Origin of the sequence: Nocardia sp. NPDC020380 (assembly GCF_044386975.1) — a bacterium.
Taxonomy (GTDB): domain Bacteria; phylum Actinomycetota; class Actinomycetes; order Mycobacteriales; family Mycobacteriaceae; genus Nocardia.
This window is the reverse complement of record NZ_JBIRVQ010000013.1, coordinates 223,990-239,755: the sequence shown is the minus strand read 5'-3', so window position 1 is coordinate 239,755 and position 15,766 is coordinate 223,990. Positions and strand designations below refer to the sequence as shown.

The 15,766-nt window shown below is 67.3% G+C and carries 17 protein-coding genes; 10 read left to right on the top strand and 7 right to left on the bottom strand.

The window, feature by feature from the left end; genetic code table 11:
• Positions 1-71: 71 nt before the first annotated feature.
• Together ACH438_RS33325 and ACH438_RS33320 are read right to left on the bottom strand one after the other, a co-directional pair.
• A complete protein-coding gene (locus ACH438_RS33325) occupies positions 72-1,580 on the bottom strand; it encodes a sugar ABC transporter ATP-binding protein (protein WP_397012540.1) in 1,509 nt (502 codons plus the stop codon).
• 14 nt (positions 1,581-1,594) lie between these two features.
• Complete coding sequence (locus ACH438_RS33320; RefSeq protein ID WP_397012538.1) at positions 1,595-2,665, bottom strand: ABC transporter permease; 1,071 nt, start codon at positions 2,663-2,665, stop codon at positions 1,595-1,597.
• A gap of 154 nt (positions 2,666-2,819) precedes the next feature.
• Here ACH438_RS33320 and ACH438_RS33315 point away from each other — a divergent pair, with 154 nt between their 5' ends.
• The 3 genes from ACH438_RS33315 to ACH438_RS33305 are packed head-to-tail and all read left to right on the top strand — an operon-like array spanning position 2,820 to position 4,841.
• Positions 2,820-3,623, top strand: a complete 804-nt coding sequence (locus ACH438_RS33315; protein WP_397012710.1) for an SDR family NAD(P)-dependent oxidoreductase — start codon at positions 2,820-2,822, stop codon at positions 3,621-3,623.
• Positions 3,620-4,417 (top strand): molybdenum cofactor biosynthesis F family protein, encoded by a 798-nt coding sequence (locus ACH438_RS33310; RefSeq protein WP_397012536.1) that lies wholly within the window; start codon positions 3,620-3,622, stop codon positions 4,415-4,417. Before ACH438_RS33315 ends, ACH438_RS33310 begins: the two co-directional genes overlap by 4 nt.
• Before the next feature lie 25 nt (positions 4,418-4,442).
• Entirely contained in the window at positions 4,443-4,841 is a 399-nt protein-coding gene (locus ACH438_RS33305) for a nuclear transport factor 2 family protein (protein ID WP_397012534.1), read from the top strand.
• A gap of 13 nt (positions 4,842-4,854) precedes the next feature.
• On the opposite strand, the gene ACH438_RS33300 is transcribed toward ACH438_RS33305, so the two are convergent.
• Both ACH438_RS33300 and ACH438_RS33295 read right to left on the bottom strand, forming a co-directional pair.
• Positions 4,855-6,366, bottom strand: a complete 1,512-nt coding sequence (locus tag ACH438_RS33300) for a GMC family oxidoreductase (RefSeq protein ID WP_397012532.1) — start codon at positions 6,364-6,366, stop codon at positions 4,855-4,857.
• 91 nt (positions 6,367-6,457) lie between these two features.
• Positions 6,458-7,447 carry a hypothetical protein gene (locus ACH438_RS33295; protein ID WP_397012530.1) on the bottom strand — a complete coding sequence of 330 codons (990 nt, stop codon included), beginning with the start codon at positions 7,445-7,447 and terminating at the stop codon, positions 6,458-6,460.
• A gap of 120 nt (positions 7,448-7,567) precedes the next feature.
• Between ACH438_RS33295 and ACH438_RS33290 the strand changes: the two genes are divergently transcribed.
• The 7 genes from ACH438_RS33290 to ACH438_RS33260 are packed head-to-tail and all read left to right on the top strand — an operon-like array spanning position 7,568 to position 13,686.
• On the top strand, positions 7,568-8,755 hold the full coding sequence (locus ACH438_RS33290) for a lipid-transfer protein (RefSeq protein ID WP_397012528.1): 1,188 nt from the start codon (positions 7,568-7,570) through the stop codon (positions 8,753-8,755).
• 3 nt (positions 8,756-8,758) lie between these two features.
• Positions 8,759-9,217 carry a MaoC family dehydratase N-terminal domain-containing protein gene (locus ACH438_RS33285; protein WP_397012526.1) on the top strand — a complete coding sequence of 153 codons (459 nt, stop codon included), beginning with the start codon at positions 8,759-8,761 and terminating at the stop codon, positions 9,215-9,217.
• On the top strand, positions 9,214-9,624 hold the full coding sequence (locus ACH438_RS33280) for a MaoC/PaaZ C-terminal domain-containing protein (RefSeq protein WP_397012524.1): 411 nt from the start codon (positions 9,214-9,216) through the stop codon (positions 9,622-9,624). Before ACH438_RS33285 ends, ACH438_RS33280 begins: the two co-directional genes overlap by 4 nt.
• A gap of 15 nt (positions 9,625-9,639) precedes the next feature.
• Positions 9,640-10,470 carry an SDR family NAD(P)-dependent oxidoreductase gene (locus tag ACH438_RS33275; protein WP_397012522.1) on the top strand — a complete coding sequence of 277 codons (831 nt, stop codon included), beginning with the start codon at positions 9,640-9,642 and terminating at the stop codon, positions 10,468-10,470.
• A 13-nt stretch (positions 10,471-10,483) separates the two neighbouring features.
• Positions 10,484-12,031 carry a long-chain-fatty-acid--CoA ligase gene (locus ACH438_RS33270; protein ID WP_397012520.1) on the top strand — a complete coding sequence of 516 codons (1,548 nt, stop codon included), beginning with the start codon at positions 10,484-10,486 and terminating at the stop codon, positions 12,029-12,031.
• 13 nt (positions 12,032-12,044) lie between these two features.
• Complete coding sequence (locus tag ACH438_RS33265; protein ID WP_397012518.1) at positions 12,045-13,247, top strand: TetR/AcrR family transcriptional regulator; 1,203 nt, start codon at positions 12,045-12,047, stop codon at positions 13,245-13,247.
• A gap of 28 nt (positions 13,248-13,275) precedes the next feature.
• Positions 13,276-13,686, top strand: a complete 411-nt coding sequence (locus ACH438_RS33260; RefSeq protein WP_397012516.1) for a VOC family protein — start codon at positions 13,276-13,278, stop codon at positions 13,684-13,686.
• Here ACH438_RS33260 and ACH438_RS33255 read toward each other — a convergent pair.
• The 3 genes from ACH438_RS33255 to ACH438_RS33245 form a co-directional block, all read right to left on the bottom strand.
• On the bottom strand, positions 13,661-14,350 hold the full coding sequence (locus ACH438_RS33255; RefSeq protein ID WP_397012514.1) for an NIPSNAP family protein: 690 nt from the start codon (positions 14,348-14,350) through the stop codon (positions 13,661-13,663). The genes ACH438_RS33260 and ACH438_RS33255 overlap by 26 nt on opposite strands.
• A 111-nt stretch (positions 14,351-14,461) precedes the next feature.
• Entirely contained in the window at positions 14,462-14,932 is a 471-nt protein-coding gene (locus tag ACH438_RS33250) for a hypothetical protein (RefSeq protein WP_397012512.1), read from the bottom strand.
• 235 nt (positions 14,933-15,167) lie between these two features.
• Entirely contained in the window at positions 15,168-15,755 is a 588-nt protein-coding gene (locus ACH438_RS33245; RefSeq protein WP_397012510.1) for an ABC transporter permease, read from the bottom strand.
• Positions 15,756-15,766: the final 11 nt, after the last annotated feature.

Below are 15,766 nucleotides of genomic sequence, written 5' to 3'. Positions count from 1 at the left end.
ACGGGTGTCGAACGGCACTCATCATATATGATTTCGTAGCTGACATCGGATGTTTCGTGCGATGGCCGCCCCTATTCAGTGCCCGTATTCATCGCCCGCAACACGGCGTGCTGATCGATCCGATCCCCGGACAGGGTGGCGCACACCCGGCCTCGATAGAGCACCAATACTCGATCGCACAGCGAGGTGAGCTCATCGAGGTCGGTGGAGCACAGCAACACGATCGCCGTGCCGGAGACCGCACGCAGCAGTGCGTGGATCTCCTCCTTACCGCCCACATCCACACCGCGCGTGGGATCGTCGAGCAACAGCACCGTCGGCTCGGAGGCGAGCCATTTGGCCAGCACCGCCTTCTGCTGATTCCCGCCGGACAACAGTCCCGCGACGGTATCGACGCTCTCGGTGCGAATTCGCAACCGCGACACCAGCTCTCGCGCGCGTTCCCGTAGCCGGCCCGGCTGCAGCAGCAGGCCATCGCGCCCGAGTGCCACCGAGCTCACCTGGGCCAGGTTCTCCCACAACGGTTTGTCGAGCATCAGCCCGAGGCGGCGCCGATCCCCGGACACCAGCGCGACGCCCGCGTCGATCGCCGCGCGCAGGGAGTGTGGCACCGGCCGTCCGCCGGGCAGTGTGACGCGGCCTGCGCTCGGCGGGCGCAGTCCCGCAATGACTTCCAGGATCGCGGTGTGCCCCGAACCGGCCAGCCCGGCAATGCCGATCACTTCGCCGGGTGCGGCAGTGAAGCTCACGCTGTGCAGCCGATCCGGAACCTCGACCTCGCTGAGCTTCAGTGTCGCACCTGTCGCGGTATTCACCGGTGCTGCAATGGTTTCGGCGACTGCGGGCGGTGCGGTTTCATTGCGGTCGCCGAGCATGGCCTCGACCACCTGGGCGATATCCAGCTCGGCGCGGGGGATGCCGTTCAGCACGGTGCTCCCGTCGCGCAGCACGCTGATCTCATCGCACAGCGCCATTACTTCTTCGAGGATGTGCGAGACGAACACGACCGCCACCCGGCGCTCGCGCAGGGATCGCAGAATATCGAGCAGGCGCTGACTTCCCGCCTCGTCCAGCGCCGAGGTGGGCTCGTCGAGAATGAGCACGCGCGGCTTCGTGAGCAGGGCCTTCGCGATCTCGATCAGCTGCCGCTGCGCCAGCGAGAGACTGCTGAGTGGCTGGCGCAGATCGACTTCCACGCCGAGTTCCGCGAGCACCGGCCGCGCCGCCGCGGCCATGGCCGCGCGGTTCAGGAACGGCCCTCGCGTCGGCTCGCGCATGGTGTACAGATTGGCCAGCACATCCAGATCGGGAAACAGATTCAACTCCTGCGACACCACCGCGACGCCCTGCGCGGCCGCGCGCGCCGTGGAGCCGAACGACACCGCCCGCCCCTCCAGCAGCAGGGAACCCCGATCCGGTGACACCGCACCCGTGATCACCTTGATGAGGGTCGATTTGCCCGCGCCGTTCTCCCCGAGCAGCGCGTGCACCGATCCGGCGCGCACACTGAGCCGCGCATCGCGCAAGGCCACCACGCCGCCGTAGGTCTTGCCGATCCCACTGACTTCCAGCACATTCATCGGAATCCGTTCCCCTACAACCCGAAGCGGGCATTGCGTGCCCGCCGTCTGCTGCGCAGGAGGCTGTCGATGGCCACCGCCACCAGCACCACGAGACCGCTGGCGAAGGAACTCCAGTTCACCGGAATATCGAAATAGACCAGGCCGCTGGACACCACGCTCAGCAGCACCGCGCCCACCACCGCACCGACCACGGTCGCACTGCCGCCGCGCAGCGGGGTGCCGCCGATGACGGCTGCGGCGATGGCCTGCAATTCGAAGCCGGTGCCGACATTGGGGTCGCCGGAACCGAAGAACGCCAGCCCGAGTGCGCCGGCCAGCCCGCACAGCGCGCCCACGCACACCATGACCCGCATGCGCGTCCACGGCTGGGAGATGCCGGAAAACGTCGCGGCGTCCGGATTGGATCCGATGGACCGGACCCGGAATCCGAACGGCGTCAACCGCAACACGGCGGTCAGCACCACCGTCACCACGATCAGGATCCACACGCTGACGGGCAGCCCGAGGAAGTTCCCGCCGACGACGGTGAAAAACGAACTGTGCAAGGGCAATCCACTGACCTGCTGGCCATTGCTCCACGCCACCGCCAGTCCCCGGAACACCTGCATGGTGGCCAGCGTCGCCACGATCGCCGGAATCGCGATGAACTGCACCACGAGTGCGTTGATCAGCCCCAGGAACGCGCCCAGCACGATCCCCGCGGCGACCGCCAGCCACGGATTCAGGCCATTGCGGATGAGCACCGCCGAGCTGATCAGCGTCAGCCCGAACATGGCGCCGACCGACAGATCGATCTCGCGCATGGCCAGCAGGAAGGACATGCCCGCCGCGAGCAGCCCGACGTACACCGAACTCTGCAGCATGTCCCGGATCTGGCCGGGGCTGAAGAAGTCCCGGTGCAGTACGCCGATCAGAATGACCAGGGCGATGGTCGCCAGCAATGCGCTGTTGGATTCGGCCTGCGTCAGCCGCCGCACCGCCGGGCTGAGCCGGCGCAGGGCCAGGGTGAGTCGGGCGCCGCCGGACGTCGGAGGAGGTTGCCGGGCCGACGCGCCGGCCCGTTCGATGTCGTTGGCTGTCACGGGAATTCCTGTTCGTCCAAGGTGTCCGATCAGCTTCCGGCACCGGAGGGCGCGAGTACTTGTCCGTGCGTGCACAGTCCTTGTCCGGCCCGACCCCGGCCGTTACGACCGCCCGGATCCGGCGTGACGGCGGGCCTACGGTGCACGCGTGGATATGACGAAACGGCTCGCGGGCCGAGTAGCTCTGATCACCGGGGGCGGTACGGGTATCGGCGCGGCCGCCGCGCGACGACTGGTCGCCGAGGGATCCGCCGTCGTACTGTGCGGCCGCCGGTCCGAACCGCTACAGGCCCTGGCCGAGGAATTGGGAGAGGAAGCGCGCGCCGTCGCGGGCGATGCGGCCGACCCGGAGGATGTGCGCGGCATGGTCGCCCAGGCGATCGATTCGTTCGGACGCCTGGACATGGTGGTCACCGGGGCGGGCGGGCACGGTCTCGGGACGGTCGCCGACACCGGCGACGATGCCTGGAAACAGAGTCTGGACAGCAACTTGACCAGTGCGTTCGTGACCGTGCGCGAGGCCCTGCCGAGCCTGCGCGTGCGCGGGGGATCGGTGGTCGTGGTGTCCTCGCTGGCCGGGCTGTTCGCCGGACCGGCGGTGGCCGGCTATGTCACGACCAAACATGCGCTCATCGGCCTCACCCGGTCCCTCGCCCGTGACTACGGCAAGCATGGCGTGCGCGTGAATGCCCTGTGCCCCGGCTGGGTTCGTACCGCCATGGCCGACGAGCAGATGGACGCGCTCGCCGCCGCACGGGGATTCGATCGCGCCGACGCCTACGCCCTGGCCACCAAGGACACGCCTCTGGGCAGGCCCGCCGAGGCGGAGGAGATCGCCGGGATCGTCGCCTTCCTGCTCTCCGACGATTCCGCCGCCATGACCGGATCGGTGGTGGTCGCCGACTGCGGCGCCGCCGCCGTGGACCTCCCGACGCTCGCCTTCGAGGACATCGCATGAACACCGATGCCGCGGTCCCCGCAGACTGGAAGGCCCTGGACGATTTCGCGGCCGGTATCGACACCAACCGGTTGCCCGCCACCGATGGCCTGATCGGGCAACGCTGGCTGCTGGAACGATCCGGCGGCGCACCCATCGATCTGCGATTCCGCACCGCCGACCGGGTCGACTGGACCAGCGGATCCGCCTCGGGCACAGACTGGTACGAGGCGGTCGAGGTCGCCGACGGCGTCTACTTCCTCGCCCGCACCTTCGCCGACCGCCCGTACGTCTCGGAGGTGACCGCGGTCCATCTCCCGACCGCGCGCACCATCACCGTCGTCTCGACCATCGCCACCGAGCCCACCCCGGGCGTACCGCGCGTCTCGCAGGAATTCTTCGCGGGCACAGTCGATATCGGCGGCGTGGCCGGTCCGAGCGGCGACGTGCCGGGCCCGACCCGCGACCTCATCGGCTGGCGCGCGGTGTACCGCTACAGTCCCAACCATCTCTACGAGCACGTGTACCTGAGCTCGGAACGCTATTGCTGGCAATGCCTGATCGGCGAGCAACGCGGCCACGGCGACGTGGACCTGGCCACCACCTGGAAACTCGCGCCGGACCTCTACGTCTTCACCTTCCGCGAGTTCCTGATCCCCGTCGCCGCCACCTGGCTCTACAACCTGGACGCCATGCGCTCCACCGGACGCTTCTTCGGGCTCGCCGACGACGGCGCGGTCCGGAACGCACCCGGCGGCGCCCACATCACCGCCCTGGGCCGCGTGCAATACCCCGATGACGGCCAGCCGGCCTGACCGATTCGATCGCAAAGGATGATCCGTGAGCAATAACAGTGACCTCGAAGTCATTCGGGCGCACTACCGCGCCTCCGACCGCGGGGACCTGGTCGGCATGCTGGCGCCCCTCGCCGCCGATGTGGCCTGGACCGAGATGGCGGGGTTCCCTTACGCGGGCACCTACATCGGGCCGGAAGCCGTGCGCGACAATGTCTTCGGCCGATTGGCCGCCGAATGGGACGGCTACACCGCCACCGTCGACGAGGTGGTGGGCGCGGGTGACGGCATAGTGGTCGGCATCGGCACCTACTCCGGTGTCTACCGCGCCACCGGCACCAAGATGACCGCCAGGTTCGTCCACATCTGGCGGCTGGAGAACGGCGAAGTCCGGCGCTTCGAACAGTTCACCGATACCGCGGCGGTGCGAGCGGCCATGTCCTAGCCGCTCGCCGGCATCACACCGGAGCCATCAGATCCGCGGCGCGTTCCGCAATGAGAATGGTTGGGGCATTGGTGTTTCCGGTGGGGATGCGCGGCATGACCGAGGCATCCACCACTCGCAGCCCGTCGATCGCCCGCACTCGCAACGCCGGGTCGACCACCGCGTCCGCGTCGACTCCCATCCGGCAGGTTCCGGAGGCGTGGTGGTAGGTGACGACCGTGTGCCGAATGTAGCCGTGCAGTGCCGCGTCATCGTGGATGTCCGGTCCCGGATACTGTTCGATCGCGCCCCAATCACGCAGTGCGGGAGCACTTCCCACCTGTCGGCACAGTCGCACGGCCGCGGTGAGCCGGCGCAGATCCGCGGGTTCGGCGAGCACGTTCGGATCGATCAGCGGCGGGCCCTCCGCACTGCCGAGGGTGACCCGGCCCGTGCTCGCGGGCCGGATCAGTCCCGCCATCAGCGAGAAACCATTGACGGGCCCGGACATCCACGATTCGTACAACGGCACACTGAAATGCAACGGCTGCAGGTCGGGCGTGGGCAGACCGGCTTCGCTGCGCCAGAAGATCTGCGTCTGCGCATGCGGCAGTCCGGGCGTGTGGGTGATCTCCCGGCTCGCCGAGTAGATCACCGGGACCAGCCAGTGATCGCGCAGCTCACGGCCGACGCCGCGTAGGTCGGCGATCGGCCGAATACCGATGGCCCGCAATTCATCTGCGGGCCCGATACCGGAGCGCAGCAGCAGTGCGGGCGTGCCGATGGCCCCGGCCGCCAGCACCACCTCGGTCCCGGCCGATGCCCGGAACGGACGGCCGTCGATCACCCCGCTCACCCCGCGCGCCCGGCCGTGGTGGATATCCAATCGATGTACCTCCACGCCGGTCCGCACGGTCAGCCGTGGATGCCCGGCGACCGGCCCGAGATAGGCGTCGGCCGTGGTGATCCGGATGCCGTCGCGGATGGTCAGATGGACCGCCGCCGCCCCATCCTGCACCCGGCTGTTGTAATCGGGGTTGCCGGGGATTCCGGCCTCGTGCGCGGCCGACAGGATGGCCTGCTGCACCGGATCGGGATCGTATTTGCTGAGGATGTCGAGCATTCCGCTGCTTTCCGAGCCCGCGCGGTCGTACCGCTCGATGCGCTGGAACAGCGGCTCGACCTCGCGCCAGGACCATCCGGCATTGCCGAGTTCGGCCCAGCCGTCGTAATCGGCGGGATTCCCGCGCACGTAGATGGTGGCATTGAGCGCGTGCGACCCGCCGAGCACCCGCCCGCGCGGCACATGCAACCGGCGCCCGGCCGCATTCTGTTGTGCGACAGTGTGATAGTCCCAATCCTGTGCCGAATGCCATAGCTCGTGCATCCGTAGCGGATCGTGGATCGCCGGGTTGGTGGCGGGCCCGCCCGCCTCCAGTATCAGCACCGTCGCCTCGGTGCGATCGAGCAAGCGTCGCGCCAGTACCGGCCCGGCCGTGCCCGCGCCGACGATCACATAATCCGCATGAAACTCATTGTCCTGCACGGGGCGATCATTGCCGCCCGCGCGCGCCGGCCACAGCCGCATTCGACGGGCGGTGCGCGCCAGGCCAACAGCAGTACACCGTGCGCCAGGATCAGCGCGTGATATTGGACTGCTGATTGCTCCAGTTGGTGTTCTCCGAGAACAATTCCCCGCTCCCGGAGACGAATGCGGCGTGGGCGCGCTGATCGTGGGTCAGCTGATCCATGAACCACGCGGTGGGATAGCCGAGGAACCCGTAGACGCCGTGCACGCAATCGTTCTGCACGACATCGCACGCCGGTTGGCCCTGGATGTCGTTATGGCTGGTGCCGTTGAGGCTCGCCCGGGCCTTGGTCACCGAATCCGGCGTCGCGTCGTAGTAGGCCTGGGCGGATTGCAGACCGGCGAGCTGCGAGGAAATCGGCTGAGCGGATTGGGAAATCGGATCCGCCGAGCCATTGAGATAGAGGACCGAACCGGAGGTGAGCGTGCGCGGGTCGGCACAATCCTCCGGGGCCTGGAATTGGGTGGCGAGCGGAATCGCCGAGCAGATCAGCTGCCCGACGAGCTCGATGGTGACCGCCGTCTTGATCCGCCCACCCGAACGCGCCAGCGCGTTGAGCGCACCGGACGCGCCCTGCGAATGTCCCATCGCGCCAATGGAATCGGTGTCGAGCGCATCGTGGAACGGGCTGCCCGGATCGGCATTCTGCCGCGTCAGATAGTCGACGCCGTCCAGCAGTTCGCGCCCCGAGCCCACATTGGTGTTGTCGGCCGCGATCACGACGAAGCCCCACGAGGCCAGATGCGAGAGCAGATAGTCGTACTGCCCGGGATGGGCCCAGGTGCCGTCACCCCACGCGATGATCGGATGCCGGACACCGTCCTTGCCGAGGTTCGCCGGATACCAGAGGTCGTACTTGTCACCCCCGGTATCGCAGCAGCCCTGCTGCCTCATCACCGCCGAAGGCCCCTGCTGGAAGTAGGTCTTCTCGATATCTCCGGTGGGGAGGTTGCCCGGCGCCGCGTCGGCGTGGGCGACTCCGCCGGTCAGCGTGAGCGCCGCCGCCATCGCGACCATTCCCAGCGAGCGTGTCCACATGGGCCGCAAGGCTAACCGAACTTACCTAGTGTTCGGTAGGTCAATTTCGATCCTTGCCTGTAATCCATCCCGTGGTGTTCACTAAGTGAATCAGCGTTAGTCAATGATGATGGGAACGATATGGCTGCACACGCCATCGTTGCCGGTGTCGGGATGATTCCATTCACGACACCGAGCCGAAGCGAAACCTACGACGTCATGGGCACCCGGGCAGCGCGCGCCGCGCTGACCGACGCCGGCCTCGAATACTCCAAGATCCAGCAGGCCTACGCCGGTTATGTGTACGGCGACTCGACCTGCGGGCAGGCCGTGGTCTACGGCCTCGGGCAGACCGGGATCCCGGTCTTCAACGTGAACAACAACTGCTCGACCGGATCGTCGGCCCTGTATCTGGCGCGCCAGGCGGTCGAGTCCGGCGCCGCGGACGTGGTGCTCGCCGTCGGGTTCGAGCAGATGCAGCGCGGTGCGCTGACCATGGCCTACACCGACCGCCCGACCCCGTTCGTGCGGTTCGACGAGGTGATGGACAAGCTGCAACAGCGCGACGAATCCCCCTTCGCCGCACAGATGTTCGGCGGCGCGGGCCGGCAGTACACCGAGCGCTACGGCACCTCGCCCGAAACCTTCGCCAAGATCTCGGTGAAATCGCGCAAGCATGCCGCGAACAACCCGTACGCGGTGTTCCGGGACCCGCTGACCGTCGAGGAGGTACTGGCCTCCCCGCACATCTACGGCGCGCTCACCCGCCTGCAGTGCTGCCCGCCCACCTGTGGCGCGGCCGCCGCGGTCCTGGTCAGCGAGAAGTTCGCCAAGGCCAATGGCATCGACGCCGCGGTGATCATCCGCGCGCAGGCCATGGCGACGGACTTCCCGTCCACGTTCACCGAGGACGATATGACCAAGATCGTCGGCTACGACATGTCGAAGGCCGCCGCACAGCAGGTCTACGAGGCATCCGGGGTGTCGCCGACCGATATTCGCGTGGTCGAGCTGCACGACTGCTTCACCACCAACGAACTGCTCACCTACGAGGCGATCGGGCTGACCGCGGAGGGGACGGCCGAGAAGTTCGTCGAAGACGGTGACAACACCTACGGCGGGCGCGTCGTCACCAACCCGTCGGGCGGGCTGCTGTCCAAGGGACATCCCTTGGGCGCAACGGGTTTGGCGCAGTGCGCCGAACTGGTCTGGCAGCTGCGCGGGCAGGCCGAGGGCCGTCAGGTGGAGGGCGCGCCGAAGGTCGCGCTGCAGCACAATATCGGCATCGGTGGCGCGGCCGTGGTGACCCTGTACGAGAAGGTGAGCTGACCGATGCCCGTGGACCAGAGCGTGATCGGCAGGAAACTGCCGCCCAGCACCATGACCGTGGACGCGGGTCGGCTGCGCTTCTTCGCGCGGACCATCGGCGAGACCAATCCGGTCTTCACCGATCTCGACGCGGCGAAGGCGGCGGGTTTCACGAATCTTCCGGTGCCGCCGACCTTCCTGTTCGGCATCGAGTTCGACAATCCGGATTCCTTCGGCTGGCTCGCCGAGATGGGCGTCGATCTGCGCCGGATCCTGCACGGCGAGCAGTCCTTCGTCTATCACGCGACCGCGGTGGCCGGTGACGAGCTCACCTCCACTCCGATCATCGGCAATGTGTACAGCAAGAAGGGCGGCGCGCTGGAGTTCATCGAGAAGACCTCGACGATCACCCGCGCCGACGGTGCACTCATCGCCGAGCTGAAATCCGTTATCGTCGTGCGTAATCCGGAGGTCGGGCAATGACCGGTATCGATGCCATCGAGGTCGGAACGGAACTGCCGGCCCTGCCGATCGGCCCGATCAGCCGGACCACCCTCGCCCTGTTCGCCGGTGCCTCGGGTGATCACAACCCGATTCACATCGACCTCGATTTCGCCCGCTCGGCGGGGCTGGACGATGTGTTCGCGCACGGCATGTTGTCCATGGCCCACCTGGGCCGGCTGCTCACCGATCGGTTCGGCCCGCAGGCGATCCGGAGCTATCGGGTGCGGTTCTCCGCCATCACCCCGGTGCTGGCGCGGCCCACCGCGACCGGGCGGGTCACCGCCGTCGACGAGGTGGACGGCGAGCGTCGCGCCACTCTCGAACTCGCCGTCACGCTGGCCGACGGCACCGTCACCCTCCTCGGCGACGCCGTCGTCGCACTCTGAAAGGATTTGTCACACATGGGAACTCTCGATGGCAAGGTCGCCATTGTCTCCGGCTCCGGACGCGGCATCGGCCGCGAGATCGCGCTGAAGCTCGCGAGCGAAGGCGCGAAGGTCGTGGTGAACGATATGGATGCCGAGCCCGCGAAGGATACCGTCGCCACGATCGAGGCCGCGGGCGGTCAGGCCGTCGCCTGCACCGGCAGTGTCACCGAGGAAGGGTTCGCCGAGCGCTTCGTGCAGACCGCCGTGGACAGCTTCGGCGGACTCGACATCATCATCAACAATGCCGGGTACACCTGGGATTCGGTGATCCAGAAGATGACCGACGAGCAGTGGGACGCGATTCTCGACGTGCACCTCAAGGCCCCGTTCCGGATCCTGCGGGCCGCACAGCCGGTGATCTCCGCGCAGGTGAAGAAGGCCAAGGAGGCCGGCGAGCCGATCCCGTGCCGCAAGGTCGTGAACATCTCCAGCCTCGCCGGGACGGGAGGCAATGCGGGACAGGCGAACTACTCGTCCGGCAAGGCCGGGGTGATCGGCCTGACCAAGGCCATCGCCAAGGAATGGGGCCGCTACAACGTCACCGTGAACAGCGTGGCCTTCGGCATGATCAAGACCCGGCTCACCGAGACGCCCGCCGGCGGCGACGGCACCATCGACGTACAGGGCAAGGAGATCAAGGTCGGCGTGAACCCGGGCCTGCTGGCCGCGATGGAGCAGATGATTCCGCTGGGCCGCGCGGGCACGCCGTCCGAGGCCGCGGGCGCGGTGTACCTGTTCTGCATTCCGGAATCCGATTACGTCAGTGCGCAGACCCTGGTCTGTGGCGGCGGCTTCAGCATCTGATCGAGGAGCCGGCATGTACCTGACCCAATCACTGCACCGCAACCTGCAACAGCAGCCCGACCGACCGCTCACCATCTTCGGTGCCCGGGTGCGCACCATCGCCGAATCCGCCGACCGCATAGCAAGATTGGGCGGCGCGCTGGCGGCGCTCGGTGTGCGGCGCGGTGATCGGGTCGGCATGCTCGGCCTCAATTCCGACCGCTACTTCGAATATCTGTATGCCGTGCCGTGGGTCGGCGCGGCGGTGAATCCGGTCAATATCCGCTGGAGTCCGGTCGAGATCGCGTACTCGCTGCAGGAATCCGATACTCGGGTGCTGTTGGTGGATGATGCCTTCGCGCCGATGATTCCGGCGCTGCGTGCGCAGTTCCCGGAACTGGCCACCGTCATCTTCTGCGGCGACGGCGCCCAACCGGCGGACACGCTGAGCTACGAGGAGCTGGTGGCCGGGCACGAGCCGATCGGCGATACCCGCACCGGCGGCAGCGAATTGGCGGGCGTCTTCTATACGGGCGGCACCACCGGGTACCCGAAGGGCGTCATGCTCAGCCATGACAATCTGATCGTGTCGGCGCTGGGTTCGGTGGCCGCCGGTGATTTCGTCACCCGCCTCGGCACGGTGCTGCACGCCGCGCCGATGTTCCACCTCGCCGACGCCGCCATGTGGGTGGCGGCCAATCTGTCCGGCTCGACCCACGCGATCGTGCCGGTTTTCACCCCCGCGGGTGTCGCCGACGCGATCTCCGCGCATCGGGTCACCAATCTTCTGCTGGTGCCGACCATGATTCAGATGCTGGTCGACGATCCCGCCACGCTCGACCACGATCTCGACAGCGTGGAGACCATCACCTACGGCGCCTCGCCGATCTCGGAGGCGCTGTTGCTGCGGGCGCGGAAGGTCTTCCCGCGGGCTCGATTCACCCAGGCCTACGGCATGACCGAAGTCGCGCCGGTGGCCACGCTCCTGCAGCCGGACGACCACGACGATCCGGTGCTGCGCCGCTCGGCGGGGCGCGCGGTACCGCACGCCGAGGTGCGCATCGTCGATCCCGGCGATCGGGAGCTGCCGCGCGGCGAGATCGGCGAGGTGGTGGTGCGCGGGGACAATGTCATGCTCGGGTACTGGAACCGGCCCGAGGACACCGCCGCTGCCGTGCGGGACGGCTGGATGCATACCGGGGACGGCGGCTACATGGATGAGCGCGGGTACGTGTTCATCGTCGACCGGATCAAGGACATGATCATCACCGGTGGGGAGAACGTGTACTCCGCGGAGGTGGAGAACGCGCTGTCGAGTCATCCGGCGGTCGCCCTGTGCGCGGTGATCGGTGTGCCCGATGCCGAATGGGGTGAACGGGTGCATGCGGTAGTGGTGCTGCATCCGGGGGAGCAGGCCGCCGAGGCGGAGCTGCGCGAGCATTGCAAGACGCTGATCGCCGGTTACAAGGCGCCGCGGAGTGTCGAGTTCGTCCCGGAACTGCCCATGTCCGGTGCAGGTAAGATCCTCAAGCGCGAACTGCGCAAACCGTATTGGGACGCCGACGGCAGTCAGGTCTCCTGAGGAGTGTGACGCAATGGTGAGTGGGCCGGACGTGGTCCGTCCGGCCCGCAATACCAGGCCGGCGAACCGCCGCGATCTGATCGTGGCCGCGGCGGGGGATCTGTTCTACCGCAAGGGATATCAGAACGTCGGCATGGGCGAGGTCGCCGAAGCCGTGGCCATCGGGCCCTCCGCGCTCTACCGCCATTTCCGTGGCAAGCAGAGTCTGCTCGCCACCGTGATCGGCGGCGCGCTGCGGAAGCTCGACGATGCCATCGTGGCCATGGAGGATCCGCGGGAGGACATCGCCACCACCCTCGCCGTGTCCATCCTCGCCGGTCGTGAGGTGGGGGTGCTGTGGCGCCGGGAAGCCCGCCACCTCTCCGACGCGGACCGCGAGCAATTCCGTGCCGACGCCCGGCGTATCGGGGCCCGCTTCACCGAACTCATCACCCGGCGCCGGCCCGAACTCACCCCGGCGCAGTCCGATCTGCTGGCCTGGTGTGCCCTCGCGGTCGCGAACAGTGTGTCCTTCCACAGTCTTTCGCTCCCGGAGCTCGAATTCACCAAGCTGCTGGGCCAACTCATCGGGGCGGTGATCGACGCTCCCGCCCCGGTCCTGCCGGCAGAGCGCCGCCCCCACACGCGACCGACCCGGATCCCGAGCACGTCTCGCCGCGAGATCATCCTCACCGAGGCCACGGAACTGTTCGCCGACCGGGGTTTCAATGGAGTGAGCGTCGATGACATCGGCACGGCGTCCGGTATCGCCGGTCCCAGCGTCTACAACCATTTCTCCGGCAAGGTCGAAATCCTCACCGCCGCCATCACCCGCGGCGACGAATGGCTCCGCATGGGCATGCAACGTGCGCTCGCCGGAGCGGTCACCCCCTGCGATGGGCTGACCCGGCTGCTCGCCAACTACACCGAGTTCACGCTGGAGAACCCGCCTCTCATCCAGCTCCTCATCTCGGAGATCGAGCATCTGCCCGCCGCCGACCGGACCCGAGCCCGCGCCTCCCAGCGCGCTTACATCGCCGAATGGGTCCATCTGCTCCGCCAGTTGCACCCGGCCTTCGACCCTGTCGCGGCTCGCATCCGGGTACAGGCCGCTCAGACGATGGTCAATGACACCGCCCTCACCCCGCACCTGCGCGCCATCCCCGACCTCGCCGGGCCCTTGGCGAGCATCGCGGGCAGAGTCCTGGCACTTCCGGCGGCCTCGAAAGCCGGCTGACGCCGACCGCGAGCCCTACGCTCGCCGAATGCACCTGCAACTGGTCACGATCATCGTCGAGGAATACGACCCGGCCATCGACTTCTTCGTCAACACTCTAGGTTTCGACCTGATCGAGGATTCCCCCTCCTTGACCAACGACGGTCGCCAGAAGCGCTGGGTCGTCGTCCGTCCGCCCTCCTCCGCCACCGGCATCCTGCTGGCCCGAGCCGACGGCGACCGCCAGCGCCGGGCCATCGGCGACCAACTCGCGGGCCGAGTGGCCTTCTTCCTCCAAGTAGAGGACTTCGAAGCCGCGCACGCCCGATACCTCTCGGCCGGAGTCGAATTCGTCACCGAACCCCGTACCGAACCCTACGGAAAGGTAGCCGTCTTCCTGGATATCTCCGGTAACCGCTGGGACCTGCTGGGCCCTACCGCAGCAGCGAGCGCGCCGTAGGCGCCAGCCGAAGGTGAACCGTCGGTCCCGCAAGCCGTTTCGACAGCTCCGGCCCGATTTCCTGTGTCCAGCTCCGGGATCGATCCACGACCGCGAACCAGACGAACACCTGCTCCTCGCGAACCGGCAGCGCCGGGAAATCGTTTGCCGCAGAACTTGTTTCGTAACACCCGATAGGTACTATCCCGGCGTCGGCGAGCTCGGGCCGAATCGTGCTCTCGAAGAATTCGGCGAACTCCTCCGGCGGTACAGCCGGCTGATAGACCGTGGCCAGCACCCGCGATTCCGGCAACTCGCTCGCTCCCACCGCCGGTCGTACAGCCTCGGTGGCAAGGTCTCCCGTTCCCCCGACCGGCCGCAACAACAGCGCATTGTCGGTGTCCACCATGGTGGCTCGCGCGGCCGGCGCATGTGTGCGCCAAGCCTCGCCCTCCATATAGAAACCGTTCAGCGCCGTCAGCCGGGAGGGCATGTCCCGAAAGGCGCGGATCCACACGAATCGATCCGGATCATCCTCATCCCGGAACTGCCCGGCAATCCGCATTCCGACAGCTTCCTGCGTCTCCACCAACTCCCGATCGAACAATTCGATCAACGTGTCACGACTTCCCGGCCGCAACGTGTACTGCCGCAGTTCCACCACCGGCCACCGGATTTCACTCATCCGCCCACTCTGCCGCGCCCCCACCTCCCCGGCGAGTAACCCGACGGCCGTAATTCGCCAAGATCCGGCCAGCCCGCACCACCGGCTGCTGGTACGGCTGATCGGCGAGTTCTAGTTCAGGTTGCTGTCGACGCAGCTGCGGGTTTGGGCGGGCTGGTAGGTCCATTGGGGGTTGGGGCCGTCGGCTTGCCAGGTGAGGGTGCCGTTCACGTCGACGGCCTGGAAGAGGTAGGCGTTGCCGGGCTGGATGGTGTCGGCCTCGCAGGTGTCGAAGTAGGTGGAGCCGGGTTGTACTGCGCCTGCGCTGAATCCGACGGCGGCGGCCTGGGTGGCGCCGGGACTGGGGACGGTGTCGGGGTGGCCCGCGGCGGGGGACCGGGTCCACTCGGCCTGCTGAGCGCAGGTGAATGCGGTGCCGCCGGCGTAGACGGTGTCGCCTTGGGAGTAGGCGGTGCCTGCCCATTGACAGGATCCGGCAGGGGGCGGGCCGGCCTCGGCCTGACCGGCGTGCCCGAGTGTCGTTGCGGCGGCGATGGACAGGGCCGATCCGGTGAGGGCGATCTTCACAAAGGTGTTCATCATCTGATTCAGTCTCCGCCCCTGGCTCTTTCGGAGGGGCCGACCTGGGCCGAGTTTTATGAAACACACTTCTTCCAAATGGAAGTTGCGCTAGGTTCACCGCTACGCCGGATGATCGGCGATGAGATAGTCGGAGGACACTGTGGAATTTCTTGGCTCTATTGCCGGTCTCTTGCAGATGGTGATCGGCACCATCCTGGCTAACACAGGATCGGGTGGGTCCGGCTCCGGCTGGTGATCAGCGGCGGTGGCGGCGGAATTCGAGGATCGTAGCGATGACGTATCCGCCGCCACCGGCGATGGCAAGGATCGCGAAGAAGGCCGGCGGGCTGAAGAACAGCGCGACGGTGGAGACCAGCGCCAGCCAGCTGCCGACGCTGTAGTGCAGGATGTTCCGGCGCGCGGCGCCTTCCGCGAGATAGATCAGGCCGACGACGAGACCGGAACCGGCGGGCCAGAGCAGCGTCTGCAAGCCGGGGGTGGCGAGCGTCGAGGAGATGCCGGTGATCGCCAGGAACAGGGCGGCGAACCCCACGACCCAGGACAGGCCGAGCAGTTGTCCCGTGCGGACCTCGGGTTTGCCGGCGTCACGCTGGGCGCGTAGGGCGGCCATCGTGGCGAATACGGTGCCGATCGCGAAACCGGTGCCCAGCAACGTCATCGGTAGCCAGCCGGGCAGGCTGACCAGCGGGTTGTCGCCCTTGGACAGGCTCGCGGCGCCGTGTCCGAGGATGTAGGCGAGTCCGAAGGTGATGTAGACGGCGCGATTGTCGACGTCACCGCCGCGGGTGGTCGCGATCGAGGGGGCGAAAACAGTGGTGGTCATGGAAGTCTCCG